Annotated in this window: 20 protein-coding genes; 2 read left to right on the forward strand and 18 right to left on the reverse strand. The window is 59.2% G+C overall.

Translation table 11 applies throughout. The features are described from left to right. Positions 1–64: 64 nt before the first annotated feature. Positions 65–340 (forward strand): hypothetical protein, encoded by a 276-nt coding sequence (locus AC1DZU_RS27325; RefSeq protein WP_477289757.1) that lies wholly within the window; start codon positions 65–67, stop codon positions 338–340. Positions 341–423: 83 nt separating this feature from the next. On the opposite strand, the gene AC1DZU_RS27330 is transcribed toward AC1DZU_RS27325, so the two are convergent. Beyond that, positions 424–627, reverse strand: coding sequence for a hypothetical protein (locus AC1DZU_RS27330; protein WP_477289758.1), 204 nt, complete (start codon positions 625–627; stop codon positions 424–426). Between the two features lie 98 nt (positions 628–725). On the opposite strand from AC1DZU_RS27330, the gene AC1DZU_RS27335 reads away from it, so the two are divergent. Beyond that, on the forward strand, positions 726–1766 hold the full coding sequence (locus tag AC1DZU_RS27335; RefSeq protein ID WP_477289759.1) for a LacI family DNA-binding transcriptional regulator: 1041 nt from the start codon (positions 726–728) through the stop codon (positions 1764–1766). A 350-nt stretch (positions 1767–2116) separates the two neighbouring features. On the opposite strand, the gene AC1DZU_RS27340 is transcribed toward AC1DZU_RS27335, so the two are convergent. From AC1DZU_RS27340 to nifK, 17 genes are all read right to left on the reverse strand, one after another. Further along, the gene (locus tag AC1DZU_RS27340) at positions 2117–2266 is read right to left on the reverse strand and encodes an XRE family transcriptional regulator (RefSeq protein ID WP_477289760.1); all 150 of its coding nucleotides are present in this window, start codon (positions 2264–2266) and stop codon (positions 2117–2119) included. A gap of 1830 nt (positions 2267–4096) precedes the next feature. Continuing rightward, the gene (locus AC1DZU_RS27345) at positions 4097–5110 is read right to left on the reverse strand and encodes a 1-aminocyclopropane-1-carboxylate deaminase (RefSeq protein ID WP_477289761.1); all 1014 of its coding nucleotides are present in this window, start codon (positions 5108–5110) and stop codon (positions 4097–4099) included. A gap of 1259 nt (positions 5111–6369) precedes the next feature. Next, a complete protein-coding gene (locus AC1DZU_RS27350) occupies positions 6370–6684 on the reverse strand; it encodes an exopolysaccharide production repressor protein (protein WP_477289810.1) in 315 nt (104 codons plus the stop codon). 46 nt (positions 6685–6730) lie between these two features. Then, positions 6731–7048, reverse strand: coding sequence for a ferredoxin III, nif-specific (gene fdxB / locus AC1DZU_RS27355; protein WP_436258105.1), 318 nt, complete (start codon positions 7046–7048; stop codon positions 6731–6733). Next, positions 7045–7248, reverse strand: a complete 204-nt coding sequence (locus AC1DZU_RS27360; RefSeq protein WP_027033222.1) for a CCE_0567 family metalloprotein — start codon at positions 7246–7248, stop codon at positions 7045–7047. Before AC1DZU_RS27360 ends, fdxB begins: the two co-directional genes overlap by 4 nt. Before the next feature lie 25 nt (positions 7249–7273). Beyond that, positions 7274–7543 (reverse strand): hypothetical protein, encoded by a 270-nt coding sequence (locus tag AC1DZU_RS27365; protein ID WP_436258104.1) that lies wholly within the window; start codon positions 7541–7543, stop codon positions 7274–7276. A gap of 1127 nt (positions 7544–8670) precedes the next feature. Next, on the reverse strand, positions 8671–10671 hold the full coding sequence (locus tag AC1DZU_RS27370) for a class I tRNA ligase family protein (protein ID WP_477289762.1): 2001 nt from the start codon (positions 10669–10671) through the stop codon (positions 8671–8673). A 311-nt stretch (positions 10672–10982) separates the two neighbouring features. Further along, the gene (locus AC1DZU_RS27375; protein ID WP_477289763.1) at positions 10983–11762 is read right to left on the reverse strand and encodes a phytanoyl-CoA dioxygenase family protein; all 780 of its coding nucleotides are present in this window, start codon (positions 11760–11762) and stop codon (positions 10983–10985) included. Positions 11763–12524: 762 nt separating this feature from the next. Continuing rightward, entirely contained in the window at positions 12525–13829 is a 1305-nt protein-coding gene (locus tag AC1DZU_RS27380; RefSeq protein WP_477289811.1) for a lysine N(6)-hydroxylase/L-ornithine N(5)-oxygenase family protein, read from the reverse strand. A 599-nt stretch (positions 13830–14428) separates the two neighbouring features. Beyond that, complete coding sequence (locus AC1DZU_RS27385; RefSeq protein ID WP_477289764.1) at positions 14429–15271, reverse strand: radical SAM/SPASM domain-containing protein; 843 nt, start codon at positions 15269–15271, stop codon at positions 14429–14431. A 1063-nt stretch (positions 15272–16334) separates the two neighbouring features. Continuing rightward, a complete protein-coding gene (locus tag AC1DZU_RS27390; RefSeq protein WP_477289765.1) occupies positions 16335–17222 on the reverse strand; it encodes a universal stress protein in 888 nt (295 codons plus the stop codon). Positions 17223–17321: 99 nt separating this feature from the next. Then, the gene (locus tag AC1DZU_RS27395; protein WP_477289766.1) at positions 17322–18107 is read right to left on the reverse strand and encodes a response regulator transcription factor; all 786 of its coding nucleotides are present in this window, start codon (positions 18105–18107) and stop codon (positions 17322–17324) included. Between the two features lie 24 nt (positions 18108–18131). Beyond that, the gene (locus tag AC1DZU_RS27400) at positions 18132–18611 is read right to left on the reverse strand and encodes a NifX-associated nitrogen fixation protein (RefSeq protein WP_477289767.1); all 480 of its coding nucleotides are present in this window, start codon (positions 18609–18611) and stop codon (positions 18132–18134) included. A 17-nt stretch (positions 18612–18628) separates the two neighbouring features. Continuing rightward, positions 18629–19126, reverse strand: a complete 498-nt coding sequence (gene nifX / locus AC1DZU_RS27405; RefSeq protein WP_214392458.1) for a nitrogen fixation protein NifX — start codon at positions 19124–19126, stop codon at positions 18629–18631. Further along, positions 19092–20474 (reverse strand): nitrogenase iron-molybdenum cofactor biosynthesis protein NifN, encoded by a 1383-nt coding sequence (gene nifN, locus AC1DZU_RS27410; RefSeq protein WP_477289768.1) that lies wholly within the window; start codon positions 20472–20474, stop codon positions 19092–19094. Before nifN ends, nifX begins: the two co-directional genes overlap by 35 nt. Before the next feature lie 9 nt (positions 20475–20483). Beyond that, on the reverse strand, positions 20484–21974 hold the full coding sequence (gene nifE, locus AC1DZU_RS27415) for a nitrogenase iron-molybdenum cofactor biosynthesis protein NifE (protein WP_477289769.1): 1491 nt from the start codon (positions 21972–21974) through the stop codon (positions 20484–20486). A 60-nt stretch (positions 21975–22034) separates the two neighbouring features. After that, a complete protein-coding gene (gene nifK / locus AC1DZU_RS27420; protein ID WP_477289770.1) occupies positions 22035–23576 on the reverse strand; it encodes a nitrogenase molybdenum-iron protein subunit beta in 1542 nt (513 codons plus the stop codon). Positions 23577–23620: the final 44 nt, after the last annotated feature.

Here is a 23620-nt window from a genome sequence, read left to right on the forward strand (position 1 = left end):
GGAGGATCGTCCATGCACGTCCATAACCAGCATGGCCGCACCATCGGCATCATTGAAGCGACGAATGACGACCTCATCGGCAATCGATGCCGGCGCCTGCGTAAGCCGGCACGGGCGCAGGCGCCTGCGGCGACGCGATGTTGCGGATATCCCTCCCCTGGCCTACCTCGGCCCAGTCAAAGGATTCCTGATAAGCGCCTTCGATCTGGCAATGCTCGTGTGTCCAGTGAATGCGCGTGCCCCCTTGATGGCGATCGTCACAGCCTCAGTTTCGATGTTTGACGAAATGGATCTGCTCAAGCGCCGGAAGACAATCGAGCAGGTAATTCAGCAAGGTTGATCTCATGTGCTGTCGGATTGAAAAGGCGGTTGCCGTCATGAAGGATACACGCGACCGCATCAAGCGCCGGGGGAAGGCTATCCCTATGAATCAGAAATGGCGAAAGTGTTGTCGAGGTCCAGAAAGCACTGTCCGTTGACGTCAGCCAGATTGGCGCCTTCGCATTGCAGCGCGCCGCGCGGCTTCGGATCGCACAGCCGCAGCGCGCGTGGTGCCATCGGACGGGCGGCCGCGGGCGAACAATCTTGCCGATTGGCGTCAGGCGACGCGGAGATTTCGTGCAACATGTCAGGCCTCCTCGAAGTATCCGGAGAGCTACGCGTCTTTCGCCGCTGACATGGCCTTTGCACTTGGTAGACGTCATTCACGAAATGGGAGGCGGCTCATGAACAGGCCAACGATCGCCGATCTGGCGAAAGCCGCGGGCGTAAGTGTTTCCACCGTCAATAGGCTCTTGCACGGAACTGGCGCACTGCGATCGCAGACGGCCGACCTCATCTTGAGCGCAGCGCAGCAGATCGGCTTCCGCAGTCCGGGGCCGCTGCACGAACGCAGGCGGGACAATCTCCCGCATCGGCACTTGAGCTTTCTCATGCAGCAATCGCATCGGCCGCTCTGCCGGATCTGGGTCGAGGCGCTTCTCAGTGCCTGCGCGCGAAGCACAGATGCGGTTATTGAGCCAGACGTGCTCTTCGAGGACGACCCTTCCCCCGAAGCGGTTGCTGCCAATCTGCTCAAGATAGGCGGAAGCGCCGATGCAATCGCGGTGATCTCGGCCGATCACCCATTCGTCGGCCAGGCGATTGATGAGTTGCGCGTCAAAGGCGTTCCAGTGATCGCCTACGTCACTGACCTGTCCGCCGCCAGCCGGGCCGGCTTTGTGGGAACCGACAACTGGAAGGCCGGCCGCACCGCAGCATGGTTTATCAGCCAGACGTCCGGTCGGCCCGGCAAGGTCTTTCCTCTCATCGGCAGCAACCGTTATCAGTTCCAAGACATCTCGGATGCGAGCTTTCGCTCCTACATGCGCGAGCACGCGCCCGAGTTCCATGTCAGCGAAACCCTCCTGACCCATGAGGCGCCGAATAACGCCTATGCAATCGTTCGCAGGCTGATAGTGGAGGAGCCGGAGCTCAGGGGCATCTTCGTTAATGGCGGCGGCATTTCCGGCGTCCTGCGTGCTATGCGCGAGCTCGCTGCGGAGCAGCAGTGCAAAATCCGGGTCGTCTGCCGCGACATCGGGCCCGAGGCACGCAAGGGATTGAGCGAAGGCTTGATTACTGCTTCCTTGTGCCATCCCGTCGACAGGATGCCTGAAGAACTCATCGACGTGATGCTGCGAATGATCGAACACACGGACACACGGCTAATCGAACAGCGGATTGTTCCGTTCGAGATCCTCACACCAGAGAGCATTTGGACTTAAGAATCGGAAGAGCCATCGTCGTCCGGAAAAGGTCATCCGTGCCGCTGCGAAGCGAACCGCTTCGTGGAGTAAAACTGGCCGCAAAGGGCAGCTCGGCACTCATGATCCTCGTAACAACCGAAATAGGCCAGGAGGACGAGGAGATGGAAATCTCCGAGGAAGCCTATCTTGTCGAGAGCTGGACCCCACGCTTCCGCCAATGATTAGGCTGCATCGGCCGTCGGCGCCGATTTGCGCGGCTTGTGGCGCACCACAACGTCCATCTCATAAGCGCCTCGATCGAGGCAGCGCATCGGGCGATCTATAGAGAACTTGCCCTGTTCGCCCATGACTACGGCGGATATGTCGGGCTATTTCATAGCAAGCAATTGCGCTGATTTGGCTTGAGCGAGGCGCCGACGCATAATGATGGCACGGATCTCACGGGCGAGCTTGGCTTTCCGCAATTCCTCTTCGGAATTGTCAAAGCCCAAATCCGCAAATACGTTGCCGCTGGTCATTTCGCCGGTGATTCTTCAGTCATGACTTTGTTCCTTTCCCTAGTTTTCGCGATACCGCGTCTCGGCCGCCTTCAATCGCGCCTTAACGAGATCGATTTCGCACTTGGGCATCCCTGCCTTTCTTCTGGAAGCAAGGATGTAGATCACGCCAGCGAAGCGACGGCATGGACAGCGCGATAAGTATCCCCGTCTAAGTCGTCGACCACCGCAAGGATTCGGCCGCCAAATCCCTTGAGGGCATTGACCGCCAGATGCTGCTCGCCATTTGGGCACCGTTGATTGCAACACCCATGACGATGCAGACATCGACCAATCTGACTCCGCTCAGCCACTGCAAGAAAGCTTCGGGTCAAACAGCCGTTTTCGCCAAGTGATCCTATTTTCCTATGAACGCATTTTGGACTGCACGGACCGTTCCAGCTCGGCGCAAAACCCTCTCAGATACCCGTCAATCCGCTCTGCAAATGCACACAGTAGAGCACTTTGGCGGTGCTACATCGATAATGAGCCCAGTTTTGCTTTTTTTGAGAAGATGTCCCTCTTGCTTGGCCGCAGCGAATATCCCGGTAAAAATTGGCGGCAGCGCATCGCGTTTAGCGCTCGCCGAGCGGAGCTGGTTCGGGTTGCGAAGCCCGGCGAGCGCGGATCGTCTTGGGCGATGTGTTGATCAGGCGCGGTTCTTGGAGCGCCAGGATTCATGTCCGATTTCGATGATCTCGCAAGATGCGTGAGAGGATCGAGCATTGCAGTCGTTGTTCCGTCGAAGTAGCCGCGCCCGCTGTCGCGGATGAGCGCCCGGGCGATGGCAATGGCCAGATGCGACTTCCCGTTCCGGGCCACCAATCAACACGCCATTGGACAATGCCATCAAGGGCATCTCACCGCCGGGCGGCGGCGAACAACAAGGAGAGGAAGACATGGAACGCAGACTTGATGACGTGATCGCAGCCCTCCCTGAGGAGCGTCGGGAGCGTATCGACGCACGTTTCGAAGAGTTAAAGGGCGGAGGTCGAACGGCGAGCTGCGCCGTGCGGCTGGGAAGGCCCAGGCGGAGATTGCTTTGTCCCTCAAGATCAACCAGCCCTCTGTCTCGAAGATCGAGCAACAAGCCGATATGTCTCTGTCGACACCTAGAGCTACCAAGAGGCGACCGGGGCACAACTCGACCTCATCGTCGCCTCGCCTCGCGCGCGCCCCCCCGTATAGAGCGGCTAAGCGACGTCGTAGCTCCCAACCCCCTTCCGCCCGTGGTGCTAAAAGAGCGCAAGGTGGACGAACCCGCCCAAAGGCAACGCGCCGGCTGAATGCGCCGTTTCGGTCAAAATTGCCGAAGGGACGACAGTCTCGTCGACGCTCGCAATAGGTATGAGCAAGCCCTCGTTAAGCCGGATACCGACTGCCCGCTGTCACGTTGCGGGGGACGCCTCTTCCCTCCCCCCATGCTGGCCCAGTTCACCGCCGCGCTGGGGGTGTCCTGCGATGTGCTCGCCGACGACGACCCGCTCGAGCACGATTGGTCACAGCTTCCATACCTGCTCAAGTAGATACCACGCGTTGGCGGATATCTTCGGTGGCTTACAATTTATGAAATTTGCGGCGATTATCGCCGCACCGCAAAATGACAAAAAAGTCAAACGGCCATGTCTTCTCCCTTCTTATGCGGCTTCAGGACACATTGAGCACAGGCAAATGCTGCCAAGCATGCCAGCGCCACGACCCCACGTCGTGGCGGCAGTTAACAGTTGCCCGCTGAGGTTTGCCAACGGGCCTTCGGTCAAACTTGGCGCAGCGCTGTTACGGCAGGTACAGCACGTGGAGATCTGTCGAGCATCAGCCATTGCGAAAGGTGTAGCCATAACCGTTGATGGCCGGCGCGCCGCCGAGATGCGCGTAGAGTATCCTCGAGCCCTCTGGAAAAAAGCCTTTTTGAACGAGGTCAATCATCCCTTGCATCGATTTGCCCTCATAGACGGGATCGGTAATCATACCCTCAAGCCGCGCACACAGACGGATCGCCTCCTTGGTTTGCTCGGATGGAATGCCGTACCGCGGGTGCGCGTAGTCCTCGAGCAAAACCACGTCATCCTCGACAACTTCCGATCCGAGCTCGACGAGGGTCGCTGTATGTCGGGCAATGCTTAGCACCTGCGCCTTGGTCTTGGCCGGGGTAGCAGAGGCATCGATACCGATCACGTTGCGCTGCCGACCATCCTTGGCGAATCCGACGAGCATGCCGGCATGCGTTGAACCGGTGACCGTGCAAACGACCATGTAGTCGAAGGCAAACCCAAGCTGTTCCTCCTGGGCGCGCACTTCCTCCGCGAACCCCACATAGCCGAGGCCTCCATTCGGGTGAACAGACGCCCCGGCCGGTATCGCATAGGGCCGGCCGCCCCTTGCCTTGACCTCATAGAGCGCTTTTTCCCAGCTGCGGCGGATACCGATGTCAAAGCCATCGTCGACCAGACGCACCTCTGCGCCCAAGATGCGGCTCAAGAGAATGTTGCCGACCCGGTCGTAGACGACATCCTCATGTGGAACCCAGCTCTCCTGGACCAGGAGACATTTCATGCCGATCTTGGCGGCAACGGCGGCGACCATGCGCGTGTGGTTGGACTGCACGCCGCCGACGGTGACAAGGGTATCGGCATCTGACGCGATCGCGTCGGGGATGATGTATTCGAGCTTGCGGAGCTTGTTGCCGCCGAACGCCAGACCGGAGTTGCAGTCCTCGCGTTTGGCGTAGATTTCGACCTTGCCACCCAGATGCTTGCCGAGCCGGTCGAGCTTCTCGATGGGTGTGGGTCCAAAGGTGAGCGGGTAACGCTCGAATTTTTCCAGCATATTCTCTCCGGCGATGATCATTCAGCTGAAATAGCCACGCAAAACTCGTTCCATAAGCGCTGCTTGGATTGGTCGGCCGCGCTCTTCGACCTCCCATCAGAGCTTTGGGGATTTCCACGCTCTCCTTGCGATTGAGACGAAGCGATCTACATGTCGGCATGCTGCGATGAGGCCACCATGCCAGCCAGACCGCCAAACCAACAGACTTCGACAAAAACGCAGTGGCTCTTGTTTGCGATTGGACCGGCAGGAACTGCACGGTTGCCGAGCCGAATTCCGCGAGACGATTTTTGTGGCGCTCAACGCCTCACAGAGGTTTCAGCTGCTCGATCGAAGTGCTCGTCTACCTGATCGAAACGGGTGCCAATGCCCTCCAAAGGCTGGCCTCGCCGCGGCCGTAAGTCGTCGGATTGTAGTTGACGAGCGTGTCGGTCCTAGCGGTATCCAGCAACTGATTAGTAATCTGTGTCGGTGTTGCTGACGTGAACTTGCTGCTGTTCTGAACGCGAGTCGTCTGAAAAGGCATGCCCGGCAGAGACGGAGTTCCCTGCCGGGCCGGGTTCGCCTTGGGAGGTGGCGTGAGCTAGCGACTTTCGTGGCGGCGGGACCACTCAATCCGTGCGTTTTGCGCAATAACGAGCATGTACCGTGCCAAGCCAAAAAGCATTTAAAAAACACCCAAGAGTCAGCTTCCTCTACGTTGCATAGCCGACATTGTCGGTTATCGGACAATGCCGAACGTGCCTCTCGGCATCGACCTACGCCTGAACCCGAGCGCCCCCGCAAGGTCGTTCGCTCCATTTCGACCTGGCGAACTGGTGGTGACCGGGTTTTAGCTCCGACTGTTCTCCGGCTGACGGACGGGGCGGATGTCGCTTTTAAAAGAGGAAACTGTCTGTACCTTCAATTCAAGAGGGCGCGGCCACGAGAGACGGCGCGGCGAATGCGGTCGCCCAGATGATCGCGAGGATCAACACATCCGGCAGACGGGCAAAACCGCAGCCTGATCAGTGTCCACCCCTAGGGCGCTCTCCAACCGGGGGTCAAAATTGGACGCCGATTCCCCGCCTCAGGTGTCAAAATCGCACGCCGAAACACAGGACCGTCGTCGGCGAATCCGCCCGGAGAACCGAAACTGCATTCCCCTGGCGTTAGAACGATGAGAATGCCGTCGCCTTCGATCATACCAGGGGACAATGACCTCAATAATCAAACTTGAACAAAGCGATGAATCTGAGCTCAGATCTTGTTACGGCGCCTCAAGGGAGGAGCAGCGATATGCCGAGCGTTTGACTGCGCTGGGCCCGATCTTGAGTTTCATTCCTACCCTCATCATCGTCGGGCGACTGGTACCGAACTTCCTGGGACCTATCGACAAGCTCAGTTTCTTGCCCGGCTTTGCCAGCGCGGCTGGATCGCCAAATCAGAAAGAGCACACTTGCGAAATAAACCATCTGGAGCAGCAGCGAGCAGGCCAGCGTGGCGACGACGGTTAGACGGATCGACTGCGAAGCGAAGTAAACGGTAGCAGCGGTGCCGCACAAGAGCAGCGCCAGGAGCCGACAAAAGATCATGAAGTTCAACGCCGTTCTCCTGGTTTGTCTCGTCAAATCATGCAGCTCATGCTGCGATCTGGTCGGCCGCGACATGAGTCTGGCAGTTCTTTGGGCAGACGCGGCCGCAGGCTCCGCAGCCAATGCAGCGGCCCGCATTGTCGACAACCATGATCATACGATTGAGCTCACCGTCGAAATCGTCGTCATCGGCGTCGCAGGCGCCGAGGATTTCACCCGCGTCATCGACGCCGTAAAGATGCATGACCTCGCGCGAGCAGACTTTGAAGCAGCGGCCGCAGCCGATACAGATCTTGCCATCGATAGCGATCAGATATTCCGGCACCCATATGGAGCCGTCGCGGCTGAGGAATTTGCTCCTCATCGCAAAGTCTTCATTTTGGCAAGCTCTCTCCTGGCCCCATCCAACTCGGCATAAACGGCATGCGTTTTCTCGGCGACTTCCTCTATCTCAATCCATTTGACCGGGAGACCCTCGGCAAGGTCGCGCAAGTTCGTCTTGGCAATTGCCGCGCGCAGTTGAAGCTTTCGGACTTTCTTCGCCATCTCATCCAGGTTTGACATGATCCTTCCTCGAAAATGGGTTTCTTCACGCCCGCGCCACTTCGGGATAGGCAATAGCTGCAGTCACATCGCCGACCAGTTTCGCGCCGGTATCCGCGAGTTTCCGGAGAGTCTGGATATTCCGGCGCAGTTCCTCGGTGATAATGAAATCGGCCAGCAGCCCGCTGTCCGATTTCCGTTCGCATGGGCCGTGGAAATCCTGAGCACGGATCAGCCGCAGAAGGCATTTGACGAACGGGCGGGCAAGGGCCTCGCCATCCTTGTTGACGGCAGGGCCAAGCGCTGCGTGAGACATTTCGTTTCCTCAATTTCAGGTCTCGTCCTCAACGGAGGATTTCTGCTTTCGGTTACGCCGACTTCGGGCTCGCTTACGCAGCCGACGTCCGGCCTCGCCAGGCCGATTCCACGTAAATGCTGCCCCTGTGGCCGACCTTGAACAGGTCCTGGACTGTGACGTCTTCAACGACGGGCCAAATTCGCGACGAATATCGCCGCCGCGGCTATTCGGTTGGAAGTCTAAGGTCCGAGCCCTGACCTCGAGCAAACCGTCGACCCTGTGCTCCATGGACACAGTTACTGCGGGCGCGCCGCAGAAAATGGGCGAATTGATCAGGGTTCCATTCCACTTGTCATCCCGACACCTTGCCGGGCTGAAAGTTCGTGAGAGGTTTGCCACGCAGCCAGTCGTCCACTTTGATCAGAGGAGCCGGGGACTCTCTACGCAACATGTTGTTCTCCATTCCCACACCTTTCCTGACGTTTATGCGCGAGCTGGTTCTCTCAGAACGGAACACACCGGTTAGGAGACCATCAAAGTCTTGCGTGTTCTCATGCGATCAGCCCTCACTCAGTATTGCCGATCTCAACCAGCAAACGTCATGCCAGCGCTTTGCCCGCAGTAAATGCATGATTCTGCCTCGAAACCTCACAAGCCCAAGACGGCCGGTTGTTTTGAACCCGACATGTCTTCTGCCGCGTCAGCTTTTGGACACGCATCATGCGTCAGACGCTTGAGGGCGAGAGCGGCTTGGCTGTCTGCCCTGCGGTAATGTTGGCGTCGGCTCATCTAGCATCATTCGACGCCAGCGATGCGCGGGCGCGCTAGGCCGACCCAGCGCCCCGAACCGCATGACCTTCTTGATCGGCTGGCTACAGGTCGGCAATTCCGCGATTCCGAAAAAGTTGGTCAGCGCAGTGCAGCCCGCTCGGCATTTGCCGCACGAATGGCAAGCGCCCGAAAGCTGTCAACCGAGCGATCCTCCAAGGCGCGGGCCCGCGTCTCGACGATATGTTGGTTAAGGCCGGCCAGTGTTTGTACCTATGGTCTGGGAGTGGCCTTCGGGCAGCCAGTGGTAGCGAGTAAAGCTTCGGCATCCTCGACTTTGATTGCCGCCCAAATCTGGTCGAAATCACGATAGGCTATTATGCCTCCTCCTCATTGAGAACAGGAAGCTCTGCTCTGGCGTAGAAGCCTAGCACGGGTCCGAGATCAAAGGTCGTTCCTGGCGCAAGGCGCCGGACGGACGTGGGCCATGTTTCGGTCGAGACGCCATCGATACCTCGCGCCAGCGTGCTGGCGAATCGGGGGATCAGCGGTGCGAGTGTCTGCGCCAGGATCGCAGCGGCCGTCGTCTGAAGGGCGAGCGAAGTGCGGGTGCGGGCGGGATAGAGACGTCGCGCCGCTTCATAGTCTTGCGCCTGTCGGTAGACTACACAATCGCTCACGAAATCGCAGGCCTGCGTGGCCGCCCGCCGGACCGAGAAGCCATCGTCCGAATAGGCGCGTTCCATCGCCGCGCGATGGATCTCTATCCGAGCAAAGAAAGCGCGATCGGTGGGAGCCCAGTCGCCTGCATCGGGCACACAGCCGCCAAAGTTCAGCTTGATTTCCCGGTGCAGCGCATCAAGCCAATTCAGCCAGATCCCGTGGAACACCTCGTTCTCGGTGCGGCGTAGCGCGTCCAGCGTGAAGTTCGTTCGCTCACCTTCCGGGCGTGTCAGGCCCAAATGAAGACGGACGACATCGACTGTCTTTGGGCCCAGAACCTCTTTGCCCCAGACCGCATGACCGCGGCTGGTCGAGAACTTCTGGCCGTCGAGCAGGTAGAACTCGTTCACATGATACCGGATGCGCGGGGTCCAGTGGGAGAAGACCTCAGCATAAAGCGCCGGATAAAGCAGGGCGTGATAGAAGGAATTATCGAAGCCGAAGAAATGGACAATCTGCCAGTCATTGCTGGGCAGGGCCGCGTTCCAGTCTCGACCGAGCGATGTAGCTAGCGCCTGGATGTTGTAAAGAAAACCAAACGCCATCTCTGGCCAGACCCAGATCACCTGCCCCGGGAGCCCCTCGGCCGGCAGGCCCCAGTCCGAGGGGTGGGTGATGGGCACGGAAAAGTCGCCACGTTGGCGTAGACGCGCGAAGAGGTCCATGATCCGAACGGGGGCGCCCGACCCCCTTAAATGCCGGTCGATATTGTCGTAGCAACGTTCCAGCGCAAGTTCGGGACGGCGCACGGAGCCGACCACCGGCGCCTCGGCCGAGTGCCGCGACCGGACTGCATCTAGGTCGTGGCATAGGTTCGGTGCGCCGCATTCCTCGCAGATGTTGCCACCAGCGGAGCTGCCGCAATCGGGGCAGAGGCCGCTTACATCCGGCTCGTAAAGGTAGTCGCCTGTCACAGCATCGAAGAGCGCAGGGCTCTGGCGCAGATCTACCGCCGTGCTGCTCAGAAGACTACGGAAACACGCGGCTTGAAACTCTGCATAAGCGCTATCGCCCAAAGTCGGGAGGAAGCTGTGGACCTCACAGTCGAGAAGCGCAAGCGTGGCTCGAATCTCATGGGCGTAGTGGCGCGCCACCTTTGCAGGCGTCGATTGCTCGGCATCGGCTCGCGTGGCCACGTAGCTCTGGCAATCGTCGCTTCCAGTCAGGTGATAGGCTTCGACCCCTTTCATGCGCAGGAAACGCGTGTAGACATCGGCGCCAAGATAAGGGCCAGAAAGATGCCCCAGATGCAGATCGCCATTAGGCGTCGGCGGCGTGGAGAAGACGAAGATCGGCCCGCGGGGAATCGCGACCTGTGCAGCAGCTTCGAGGGCGGCCTTGCCGTCGCGCCAGTAGACATCGACGAAGTTTAGGTTTTCGACCCCATCGTTGTGCAGCACATGCGCTTCAAAAGGATGGAACAGAACGACATCGCCGGCTGCGACCGAGATTTCCCCAAGGTCGGTCCTGACCTTGCCCACTCCAGACAGGACCACGAAGGCCTCGATTTCGTCGTGCCGATGGGGCTCGGATGTGACGCCCGGTGCCACCTTGCCAAATGAAAACCCGGTGCCCGCGCTTCCCGTCCCAAGCGCAGCCATGTCGATACCGAACGCCCGCGACAGCTGCGTTCGAGAAAACGTGGATTTCCGCATGACGAACCTCAGCTGTCGAAACAGTGGTCTCTTCGGCTGCCGACGCAACAGCCTCTGCTGCAAGTTGCGAAGAGAGGGGCAGCCCGACACGTTGGCCCCCGTCCGAATAATCCGGCTCTGGGCCCCAGGCGGGCGAAACTACGGGCGCCAAGAGGGCTTTAGGCGTCACAGCAGAGCGCCTGGCGACACCTCCACATCGACATACCGAAGGGTCGTGACGGACTGCAGGCGATGCTCCAGTAGCCGGCAATCAAAACCATGCTCTCCGCGCATTCTTTTGGCGGCCTGCGTTCCCGCCTGGTTCCGTGAGCTCAATCGCGATAGAAAATGCCGTTTGGGAGCTTGAGGTTGTCGAGATCAGCCACTTTGCCCTCTGGCGGATTAAGGGCGCGCTTAAGCACGTTATATTCAGCGCGGGTCGGTCCACCGGTTGAAGCACGCTGGAACACCAAGTAGAGCGTCCGCCGCGAACGATTGCTTTTATTCGGCTTCGAGTAATGCGGTGCATAATCGTCGAAGATGAAGATGTCGCCAGCCTTCCATACTACGGGTTCCCAAGAGAATGTTTCGGCAACCTCAGGATCAATCACCCCGCCGGCATCCATGGGAAATACCCCCTTCTTGTGGTTGCCGGGGCTGAAGAAAAGGCCACCATTGTCCGGGTCGGAATCGTCAATGCCTATGGCAACGATCGCATGGACCATCCGGTCGGGCAGCCTGTGTGGAATGTGATAAATGTCCTGATGCGGGCGATAACCGCCGCTATCGGGATAGTGGAAGATCAGCAACTCCTTGAGTCTGCGCGAATCTTCGCCAAGCAAATCCTCGACCGCAGAGTTTATGCGCTGATCTTCTAAGAGGAGAAGACGCAATGGGTCATGGAAGTCCAGAAAATTCTCGGCCTTAGAGGTGATCTTTCGATCATCAGTCGTCTTCTCGAACCACATGAGCCATTTATCATCGCTAACATCCCAGCGTGATACGTCTTCAACAAAGCTTGAAATCCGTTCCACGGCCGCGGGATCGAAGAACCTTTCGAGCCTGATGTATCCGTCTTTCTCCCACTTTTCTCTTTGTGCATCAGTCAACATGCGAAAGGCCTCCTGTTGGAAAGAGTGGTGGTCAAACATTCCGGTTAGGGCAGTAGGGCGCTGTCAGGGTGCGGGCCCACGAGACGATACTCCACGGCATGCAGACGGCGACGCAAAGTGCGTTCCGCTCCGGGTGGATTGCGAGGCTTTGTTGTCCCTCCTCAATGGAGAGATCGCCCAGGCCCGTAAAGATCTGTCGATCCGGTACGTCTGCATAGTAGTCACGGCCGAGCATGCTGTTGATGGTGCGACTGCCCGATAAGACGACCTTTCGTGCAGCCTGACGCAACGCAAGTCGTGCGCCGCGCAAATCTTTGCGACAAGTTCCCGTTCGGGTCGGGCGATCAGGGAGGCACGTCGCTGGCATCGGGTCCATCGATGCTCCAAAAACCGAGTATTGTCCGCACAAGTTCGGCGCTAGACTGCCCATCCGAGGCCAAGCCGGGTCCTCGGGTTCCCTAAGCTGGTCCCGATCACTTACCTCACCCGGTCCAGCCACCACACGCATCGCTACGGGCGGGAGGCCTCCGCTGACCGCCGACGCAGCCATGGCCGTTAGGGCCACTGGGCACTTTCGAGTGAGCGACCTTGTACGGTTTCGACGACCGTGGGGCAAATTCTCGCCCGCAGAATTAAGCGATGTGCCCATAGGTCCAAGGGCATGTTCAGTCACGATGAGTTCGGAGCGGGCTCCGAACTGCGCCGCAGCGGAGGCGGACATCATTCCTTGGATGCCACCGCCGATCATCAGTAGTCGCTGAGTCATATCCCGCTGCCCATTTCTTCGGCTACCGGGTCGGGCCAGCTCTCGACGGTGGTACGGCTGATAAAGCCAGGATGCTCAGGGTTCGCGCACGGCGCGCGCTGTAGAAGGCTGTCAAGAATGCGGCGAGCTCGCCAGGCCAGCAGGCTTAGGTTCGGATCGGCCAGCCCGCGCTGCCCGGGATTGGCGTTCTGTACGAAGATGCGTCTGTCACGCGGTCCGTCCCAGCACACCGAAAAATCCTCGTTGATGACCAACTCATTGTCGGTCTGTTGCAGCCGATCCGCCATCGGTTCCAAAAAGCTTGGCACGGCGTTCTCGTAACCGGTGGCCAGGATGACGATGTCGGCCGTGACTTCTTCGACGTCGCCCAAGCCGCGCTGCAGCGTCAAGTTATGACCCGCGCCGGCGTTGATGCAGCGCGAAACGTTGCAACCCGGCCGCAGTGCGATGTCACATAGGTCTGGCTCAAGAAATTCGTGGCGATACAGCGCCTGGTAGACGGCGCGCAAAGTGCGATCCGAAATACCATCCGAGGCGAGCACGAAACGCCGCAGGAACAGCTTGCGCTGCGGCTCGCTCATTGCCGCGAAACGATCCGAAAAACAGGGCATGAACAACTCGTTTGTGAACGGGCTGTTGTCGAGGGGCAGGTAGTTTTCGCGCTGCGAGACCCAGGTGATCGAGGCAGGCCGCCGTTCTCTTGGCCCACCGACCAAATGCAACAGCACCTCGGCTCCCGACTGGCCTCCACCAACGATGCAAACATGTTTATGGCGCACCTCAGGATGGATGTGTAGCAAATCGGATGAATGGAACAGGTTGCGTCCGATCCAGCCCTGAAATTGAGGTGGAATCCGCGCTTGCTTACCGATGCCGACCACTAGGTCTCTGGCACTGAGAACTGTATCGTCCGTCCGCACCCGAAACTCGCCGTCATAGCGTATTTCGCGGACGGTCTCGCCGCCGCGGACAAGTGGGTTCCTGCGGAACGCCCAGTTCAGGTATTGTTCGAACTCAGCCCTGAACACAGAATCGAACTGTGCATTCAGAAAGTGGTATAGACGCCCATTCTCGTGCAGAAAATTTATGAAAGTGTAGGCTGACTGCGGATCCACCAGCGTGACCAGATCCTTGATGTGGCTGACCTGGAGTTCTGAGGACTCGAATGCGCTGCCTGGATGCCAGCGGAAGTCGACTTGCCGATCCAAGAACAGTGCCCCGTGCCCAACCTGCTCATGGATCTGACACGCGAGGCTCAAATTGGACGGGCCAGCACCGATCCCAATGCAAGAGAGCTCCAGGTGCCTTGCTCCTGCTGACGCCTCCCAATCAGGCGCTGTACGCGGCGAATGTCGGCCATAGCCGTTGGGCTTGCCCTCCCCGCACGCATCATCGACACCACAGGACTTGCAACAGCTTGTCCGCCCGTTCGTAGTATCGGGTGTGACGCCCGAGGATGCCGGCTCCGTGATGAAATCGGTACTCATGCCGACGACCTGTTGCGCGTGGCTGGCATCAAGACTCCCGCCTCGATGACCCGGAGTGGTCAGTGATATGCTTTCGCAGCCTATCCCTTATTGCAATTGGGCTCGGTTGCCCGCCTCGACCGTGATGAGCCGACCTTCGGCCTGCTTGGCGACCAGCGAGGGCACGGTCATGAGTGCGGCGACAGCATTTTTCCGTGGGTCTGATCATAGAAGACATCCGCTGCTACGTTCGGGAGGTCCCTGCATCGAACGTGCCAGAGCAAAACATCAGCAAAAGCAACGGAAGGCAGGTTTGCGATCCTGTCGAGTATCCGACATTGAGGCCGAAACCTTGCACTGGCGCCGATTTTGCATGTGCATCTTGCCGTTCCAGGGCCGCCCGCATCAGGCCCGCCGCGGTCAGCCGGAATCAGTCAGGTCCTGTCGTTTGGATCGGCAAATTCACACATCCTGCAAAGCAGAAAACCAGCCGCTCCATTCATGCGATCGACGATTTCGCAAAAAACTTGGCTCTCAAATAGGTCGGAGTAATCAATCTGTAGAAGGTTCCCCAATACGTGACGTCGCTCAAAATCCATGGAGCAGAGGGTGACGTCGCCATTTGGAAGAAGAACATTCCGATACTGTCGTTGGTCCACGCAGGTCAGCGCTCCGACGACGGGCTGCCGTGGCTCAACGATCTTGGGGTCGACGCTTCCACCCCTGCTGCTCACGGGTCGCGCGCGAATGAGTATTTCGGCAGGAATAATGTCGGCTACATCTGGGTGGGGCTCGCCCAAAACCACGAATCGGATCGAGGGGATGTCCGCGTGGACGAGTTGACGAACCAGACCGAGATACTTGTCTCCGACTAGGCGGCTATTCATGTGGGTGCCGTCATCGAAAACATGGACAACGAATACGCCTAAACGCAGTGCTTGCAAGCGTTGCAGATCCTGGCCATTCATTCCCACCAGCGTCGTGAAAATCCTGATGTCATGGCCTTTGGCGAAAGCGTGCTCCACCATTTCGGTGCAGTCCCGATTGAGCCAAGGCTCGGAGTACCCCGCAAAACCAATGTCGACAGAGGTTGGTACGCGCGCCAGACACCGCTTAAGATCTTCAAGACTTAGATGCTTCGCATGAGATACCGCACGTTGGCGGTCCGCGAACTTGTCCTGCGGACAATATGAACATCCCACGATGCATCCCGAGGTGGTCGTTATCTCCAAAACCCTGCCGGCTGGGATTGCTGAGCGAAGTTCCGGCAAAATCACTGGTAATCACTCCCACCTAATGCGGACGCTTTGGCAGCCTCAGCACCCGGCTTCCACGAATTTCTAGCGCATCGGCCAGAGACCGCATCGTATCTGTCCCGCCTTAGCCAACGCGAAACATATTGCCATAACCGTTGATCGCGGGTCTGCCGCAGAGATGCGCAACAGCACCCTCGGAGTAGGGCATTCTCCCGGAGTCTTCAGCACCCGACGCGAATTTGGCAAGGACTCCTGTCGGCGCTCGCGAGCCTCGGCGACTGCCCGGAGATGATCGATGGCTTTGGCAGGTAATGTCGCGAAGTGGACAGTTTCGGCGGGGCGCGCGCATCGCACTTTTGGGCATTGCTCTACGGCTCCTCTGGCACTGAGCAAGCCAAACGCTGAGTTTCCCTGCGCCTGAATCTCGCTTTTCTAGTGAAGCGCGACGTACAAATACACCTGAAAATTACAACATTTTGCAATCTTAGCATATAACGCGGCCGCTATGGATACCATACTTGGTTAATAGTTGTTACGATTGTGACAAGTCGTTCTAATATTTTTAAGCCGTGGTTCACATCATGTGAAAATTTTTGAAACGTCATGAGTTTCGTTATAGCGGAAGCGATCTGAACATGCCGCCGCAAGCCCCACTCCCTGAAAAAACCTTCCGTACGAGACGGCGAATGGCGCCGCACATTCAGCCGCGCGGCAACTCCTGCGAGTAGCCGGCCGAACTGGGTACGGATAACGCTGCAGAGAGGCCTTCTTCAGGGCCTTCCTGCTATATAGACCTTGAGTGTCCAGCCGATAGACGGGTTAGATTGAACCGGATGCTGTGCGTGCGATAAGTCACCATGGGCTTCCATCCTTCGAAAGCCCGGCTTCCAAGTCAATTCTGCTTGTTCAGTCTGTCCGGTCCGAGGGGCGCACTCCACACATAGGTAACAGTTCCCCCGCTTATGATGGGTTCGCCGCAGCGCCAAGCGGTGGGGTTGGCGTTGCGCTGCGGCGAACCAGTTTCATGTGCTTGTGGTCGATGAAGCCAAGCGGGTGGGGCATAGAGACGGGACTTCCGCAACCGTCATCGAGCCAAAAACAGGGGCAATGTCGGCTTTTCAAAGATCCATCTGGTCACACCGCCAAAGAGCCGCTCACGCAGCCGGCGGCTGCCATAGGCGCCCATGACTATCATGTCGGCAGAAATGTCGATTGCGTGCTGCGCAAGCACCGTGGCCGCCGATTTGCCGGCACTTGGCAGGAGGTCAACCGACACCCGAGCGCCGTGCCGAGTGAGATAGGCAGCGATGTCGGCTCCAGGCTCCGCGCCGTTCCCGTTGTAGTTGGCCTTCGGATCGACCAGGGCGACACGAACTTCCTCAGCAACGCATAGGAGGCCCAGCGCTTCTCGAACCGCACGGGACGCCTCGACTCGCGAATCCCAACCGACCAGGACGCGCCGTGGCCACAGCGTCGCCTCAGCCCCCTTCGGCACAACGAGCACCGGCTTTCCCGTATCGAACAAGCAGCCGTTGACCACAGGAGGTCCGAGATTCTCGTCGTTGAGGAGCCCCGGTCCGATGATCGTGAGGTCGGCGCAGAGCGCCCGCTGTCGTGCCACTTCACCGAGGCTGGCCGGATCGTAATAGTCGGTGTCAACGTCATAGGCGAGCGACATAGATTCCAGCAGTTTCTGAATATCTCTGGAGCGTTTTTCCAGTCTGACCGCGTTCTGTGTAAATCGATCGATTTGCCGAAACCGATCGTTCAATCTGGCAATTGCCTGTCCACGTGCTACCGGCCACTCTGGGACACCATCTCCGATCCGCCGATGCGACATAAGGAGCATCGGAGGGGGTATAATCAGTACGGAAAGGTGCGCGCCGATCTCCGCACACAAGCCGGCAGCAGTTCTGACGTCCCGATCGGAATGGTCAGCGCCGGTCGAACAGAGTACCGTTTTAAAGCCCATTTTCCTGCTTCTTCCTGAGTGTTCGATGAGGGCGTTTCAGGCCGCAAGACCGGCTCACAGCGCGAGGAAAAGGGAGTGGCACCAGACCCGGCACTCGATTCAGCCGTCCAGCTTCTCGAGCGAGTAGCCGGCCGACCTGACGGTACGAATGACGATACCGGTCGAGGCCGTCTCCAGTGCCTTTCTGAGCCGACTGATATGGACATCGACTGTGCGTAAACCGACATGGATATTGGCCGGCCAGGCCCCGCCGATCAGCTCGTCCCGGCTGAAGACCTTGCCGGGAGCCTCCAGCAAATGCCGCAGCACGTTGAACTCGATCGGTCCGAGATGGATGTCATGGCCATTGCCGCAAACCCGGTGGGCATCGAGCTTCATCTCAAGGCTGCCAAAGGAAAGCCAGCTGTCGTTTTCAATCCCGTTTGAACCCGGCTTCGGCAGCGCCAGCCTCGTCCGCAGATAATCGAGCAGCTTGGCCGGCGCCATTGGCCGCACAAAGCTCTCGTCAATGCCGGCCTTCAACAGATCAAGGTGCTGGTTCTCGGCGCCGGGCGCGATCAGGGCAATGATGGGCAGGCCGCCGGTCCGGGGTTCCCGCTTGAGCCGGGCGCAGATTGCGGACCCGGTAAGGCTCGTTGGACCGCAGTCCAGCACCACGGCCTGGAATTCCCGTTCGTCGGCCTTTGCAAGTGCTTCCTTGGCGCCGCCTGCCGGCTCACTGACGAAGCCGTCCACCTCCAGTATGTGGCTGAGGAACAGATAGAACTCCGCATCTTGCGAACAGATCAGGACGAGTGGCTTCATCAGCGCTACCCCGAGAACCACATTGGCCTCGACCGCGTCGGCCGCGTGGGCTGGCCATCGCGGCTCCTCAAGGCCTGACATGATCCTCTTGCTCGAAAATTGGTTTCATGCCCGTGCCACCTCGGGATAGGCGTCGATGGCTGCGATGGCATCGTCGACCAGTTTCGTACCGGCGGCGGCGAGTTTGCAGAACGTCTCGAAGCCGAACCGATGGACGTCGCGCACGGTCTTGGACAAAACGACCAGCCGCCCGGCGGTGAAAAGCACGCGCCCGAACCCCTCATAGCTCATTTCGATCATCGGCGATGCCATCAGGCCGGAGCGCTCCTCGATCGCAAGGGCGACGGCAGTGTAAAACTTGTCGAGCCTCCACAGCACGTCCGGATCGGGATCGCCGATGATTGGGATCGTACGACGCCGTTCCTTGCTGACGATGAAGTCGGCCAGCAACTCGGCGTCCGCTTTGCCGTCCCACGACCCGTGGGAATCTTGAGCAAGGATCAGCCGCACGAGGCATTTGACGAACGGGCTGGCAAGGGCCGCCTCGTCATCGTTGACAGCAGGGCTGATCGCGACTTCAAACATTTTGCTCTTTCCTTGTTTCAGTCCTCATCCTCGAAGGAGGGTTTCTTTTCGGCGACACCAGCTTCGGCCAGCACCTTGCGCAGCCAGGGCGGAGGGCACGTTCTCAGCATCATCTGCGTGCGCAACAGCACCTCTTGGATGGTTTGTGGCTGCGGCACCTTGATTGGATGGATTTTTGCCGAAATAACCTTGGCTGCCGAAGGCCCGCCGATGGCCAGACAAAACAGCAGATGGCAGCCCTTCAGCGCCTCCACCTTCGGCGTGACGCGGTCATCGCCCTCGGTCCGACGCTTCCCGCTCTCATCGGAAACGTCATCGAAGGCCACGGCTTCCACGAGATGCCACTCCTCGCGCGTCACGTCGTAGACAGCAAAGCGCTTGGCCGACCCGAAATGGGCATTGAGATTCGTCATGTCTTGCGTGGCGATGGCTACGCGCAATGCGCCTGCCCGTCGGTCCGTCATCAGTGCGTGAACCTCGTCAGTGACGAGTGAGAGGCGACGAACGGAGCTCATCTGGCATTTCTCGTTTCCGGAATGGATCAAGCGCCTCAGGCGTCGGCGCGTGCTGGTTGGCCTGGAAGATGTTGGCAACATCGAAGATCAGGTCGCGGGTCCCCCGATAGAGGATCCTGAGCTTGTGCTGGCTGCCGAGCCGATCGAAGATCGGGAAGCCGACGCGCATGAGCGGAATGCCAAGGCGTCGCGACGCCTGGCGACCGTGGGAATGTGTTACGAGAAGATCCGCGCCCGCTGCAAGAGCTTCCAAATCGCCGAGATCGCCGATCTGAACCCACTCCGCCGGTACTTTTTGCAGAATCTTCGACATATCGGTCGTCGTGACCGCCGCCGCGATGTCACAGCCCATGCCGGTGAAGAAGGTTGCGAGTTGATAGAGTTGGTCTGGTTCAGCAGCGATCGCAATTTTCTTGCCTCCGAAATGGAAATGTCCGTCGAGCAATGCATCCTCCAATTGCGCCCGGTGACGGCGAACGCGGGCCGGTACCGCCGCGCCCGAAACCGCCGACAGCAGCGAGATGAACCGGTCGGCAGCCCTCAATCCGGTCAGCGACTGGAACACCGCGAACGGCACGCCGGTTAACCCGTGCAGTACTTTCGCCGGGCGGCGCATGTGCTCGCCGATGACGATGCATTGCACGGCCGTGCCAAGCTCGCGGATCTCCTCGACGCTGGTGCCGCCATAGGTGGTCGTTACCCAGCGGTCAGGAACCGTGCCGTCGAGCGAGCCGGAGACGTCCGGCAGAATAACCGGCCTGAGACCAAAACTTTCAACCATGTCACGCAAATGTTCGACGTCAGCGACAGTGAGGTTGCATCCGGGCAGGATCGCGATCTTCTTCGGCTGCCGGGTCCGTGCGCCCGACCGTGTAATCCCTTCGATCATCGCCGCGACAGCCTTGGCCCAGCCTTCTTCGATCGCGCCGTCAAAATCCGGCGTGTTGGCCAGCACGACCTCCGTACCCGCGAGCTCTTCCACGTGCTTCAGCTTGACGTTGGCGATATCACTCGCGCAATCTTCGCCACGGGTTTCGACCAGGGCGGTCGTGCACACCCCTATCAGCTTTGGCTTTGTGCGGGTTTTGAGGTTGAGGATCGCCTCTTCCAGATGGTCCGCTCCGCCGAGTATGGTTGCCACCTCATCCATCGCCGTTGTCTGCAAGGGGATCGCTTCCTTGAAATGCCGCACGAAGAGCACGAGCGCGAAGCTGGTGCAGCCTTGGCTGCCATGGAACAGGGGCATCGCACCCTCGACTCCAAGAAAAGCGAAGGCGGCACCCAGCGGCTGCGACGACTTCAGCGGGTTGACCGCCGCTGATTTGATTTTGCGAAGGATGCGGACCATCGGATTTCCTCAACGGTCGCCGAAGTGGTGAGCCGTCGCGCCGGCGAATTCATTGAAAGCGTTCACAGTCGCGGTCCCGTTCTTCGTGCTCGCCGGATCGTCCTCCAAAGCAGGCTGGCAATCCCACGGCGCCGGCTCCCGTACCTGGCCCCAGATCGGGTTATGAATGGCGAGGTCGATCTGCCGGACAAGTTCCACCATGCCGTCATAGCCGGCATAAGGATGTTGGCGCTCCTGGTTGATATCGAGCCAGGGTGTCTTGGCCTTCAGCGCGATGAATTGCGTGCGCCCGCCCGACAGCATGATGTCGGCCTTGTGTTTTGAGAGCATGGCGTAAAGATCGCGCGCTGTCATCTGCTCGAACATGTGGTTCTCGTCCTTGAGGATCCGTTTGATCCGCTCCTTGTCTTCGACGGTGGATTTCTTGACCGAGGTGCCGACGATCTCCATGCCGATCTCCATCAGTGCGTGGACGACTGACCAGGACTTCACACCGCCCGTATTGAGCAGCACGCGCTTGCCTTGAAGCCGCCGGCGGTAGGCCTCGAGCTTCTTCCACGCAATCGCCTCCTGCTCAGCAATCAGCGTGTCTGTGCGATCGAGGATCTCCGCATCGGCGCCCTTTCTCACCAGCAGCTCAGCAATGTTGCGAAGTGCTTCGGAGGTATCTGTTATGCCGTAGAAGGAGCCCTCGAAGAACGGGATGTCCCAGCGCTCCTCCATCTTGCGGGCCAGATTGATGAGTGCGCTCGAGCACACCATCATAGCCGCCCGGGCGCGGTGCGCGGATGCAACGTCGAGGTAACGCGCATCGCCCGGAATGCAGGCGCGCACCCGGATGCCGAGCCGATCAAGCAGCGGCTTCACCAGCCAGAATTCGCCGGAGAGGTTGAATTCGCCAAGGATGTTGATGTCGTAGGGTCCGGCGTCGTCGGGTTCCACCGTGCCGATGACATGATCGAGCAACGCTTCGGCGGCCAGTTTGTTGCCGAGGTTCTTGGAGCCGGCCAAGCCCGGCGCATTGATCGGCACCACGGCCAAGCCGAATTTTTCGGCCGCGCGTTTGCACACGGCCTCGATGTCGTCGCCGATCAGCGCCGTCACGCAGGTCGAATAGACGAAGACTGCCGGCGGCGCATATGTTTCCTTGATCTCGCGGATCGCCCTGAACAGCTTCCGCTCGCCCTGCCCCATCACGACGTCGAGTTCGGTGAGGTCGGTTGTAAAGCTTGTCCGCCACAGCGTTGGCCCGGACGAAGCTGCGCCTCTGTTGTCCCAGGAATTGCCCTCGCAGGCGAGCGGCGCATGGACCAGGTGCGCAACGTCGGTAATCGGCTGCAGGACGATCTTGGCGCCGTCAAAGGCGCAGCCGCCGGCTGCCGCCCCGGGGGTCAGCGGCTTCGAGCAGCCCTCCTTGCGCGCTTTGGCATCCTTGCCGCGGTTGTTATCGCAGGCGGGCTCGTCGAAAACGTCCTGGATCTTGGCACTGAGCGAGGTCATTGCGTCAGTCTCCGAAGTCCATTGGGCAATGGACGGCCTCGACGAAAAGCCGGCACGGGCTTAGCGGGTGAGGTCATAGGAATAGTCCGTCACGCCCGTTTCGCTCGTCTCGCGATCGAGCTTGTCGAATATCTCGTCGAGGATCGTCGTCAGCACGCGTAATCCACCCTGGTAGCCCATGAGGGGAAAGCGATGGTGATGGTGCCGGTCGAAGATTGGAAACATCAGCCGGATCAGCGGCGTGCCGGTGTCGCGCTCCAGATACTTGCCATAGGAATTGCCGATCAGCAGGTCCACCGGCTCTGTAAACAGCAGCGAACGCATCGCCCAGAGATCCTTGCCCGCCCAGATCTGGGCATCCTGGCCGAAGGACGAGGATGCAAGCAATTCCTTCATCTCGGCCTCCCAGGCCGATGTGCCGTTGGTCGCGAGGCAATGTGTCGGCTCGCCGCCGGTCTCCATGACGAAGCGGGCCATGGCGTAGACGAAGTCGGGATCCCCATAGATTGCGTACTTCTTGCCGTGCAGCCATGACTGGCTGTCCGCCATGGCGTCAACCAGTCGGCCGCGCTCCATCCGGATTTTCTCGGGGATCTCCTGGCCGGAAATCGCCGAGATCTTCATCAGGAATTCGTCGGTCGCCTGGACACCCAGCGGATAGTGGAAGGATGCCGTCGCCTGCCCGACCTCGTTGCAATATTCCAGCGTCTTGCGGGTGTTGTAATGCTGCAGCGACAGTGTCGCCTCCGCGTTGAGTGCGCCTTTCACGTCTTCGATCTTGGTGCCACCGTCATACATGCGGTATTCGCCGTCCGACGGCGTGTCGAACTGGTCTGAGGCGTCCTGAATGACGGTATAAGTGACACCCATCAGGTCGAGGAGGCGCTTGAGTTCCCGGTTGTTTCCGACGCAGAATCCGTCGAAGCCTGGAATGATGTTGATGGTCCCAGCGGCTTGCGAGCGCTTGCTGCCCTTCCAGAAATGCTCCAGCACGCCCTTCACCATGCCGTCATAGCCATCGACATGGCTGCCGACGAAGGCAGGCGTATGAGCGAAAGGCACGTCGAAGTCGCTCGGGACCGAGCCTTCGTTCTTGGCGTTCTCTATGAAGCTCCGCAAGTCGTCGCCAATGACCTCGGCCATGCAGGTAGTCGAGACGGCGATCATCTTGGGGTCGTAGAGCTTGTATGTATTAGCGAGCCCGTCGACCATGTTCTTGAGGCCGCCAAACACTGCCGCGTCCTCGGTCATCGAGGAGGAAACCGCTGACGAAGGCTCCTTGAAATGTCGCGACAGATGCGAGCGGTAGTAGGCAACGCAGCCCTGGCTACCGTGGACGAACGACATGGTGCGCTCGAAGCCCGCGGCCGCGAACACCGCACCGAGCGGCTGGCAGGCCTTGGCGGGGTTTATGACAAGCGCCTCGCGAGCGAGGTTCTTTTCGCGGTATTCCCAAGTCTTGGTCAATTCGCGTTGGTCGGTGACGATCTGATCAGGGTGCGGACATTCGAAATTCAGTTTCTTCTCGGCAAGCATTTGTCTGTATTCCGGCTCGCGGAACAGGGGAGCATGGTCGAGAATTTTTTCGGCCGATTGCGGCATGGTAGTCACCTTTTCCATCTGGCCGCGGCAAGCGGCAGCACAGG

Source organism: Mesorhizobium sp. P2_A12, from assembly GCF_056405075.1.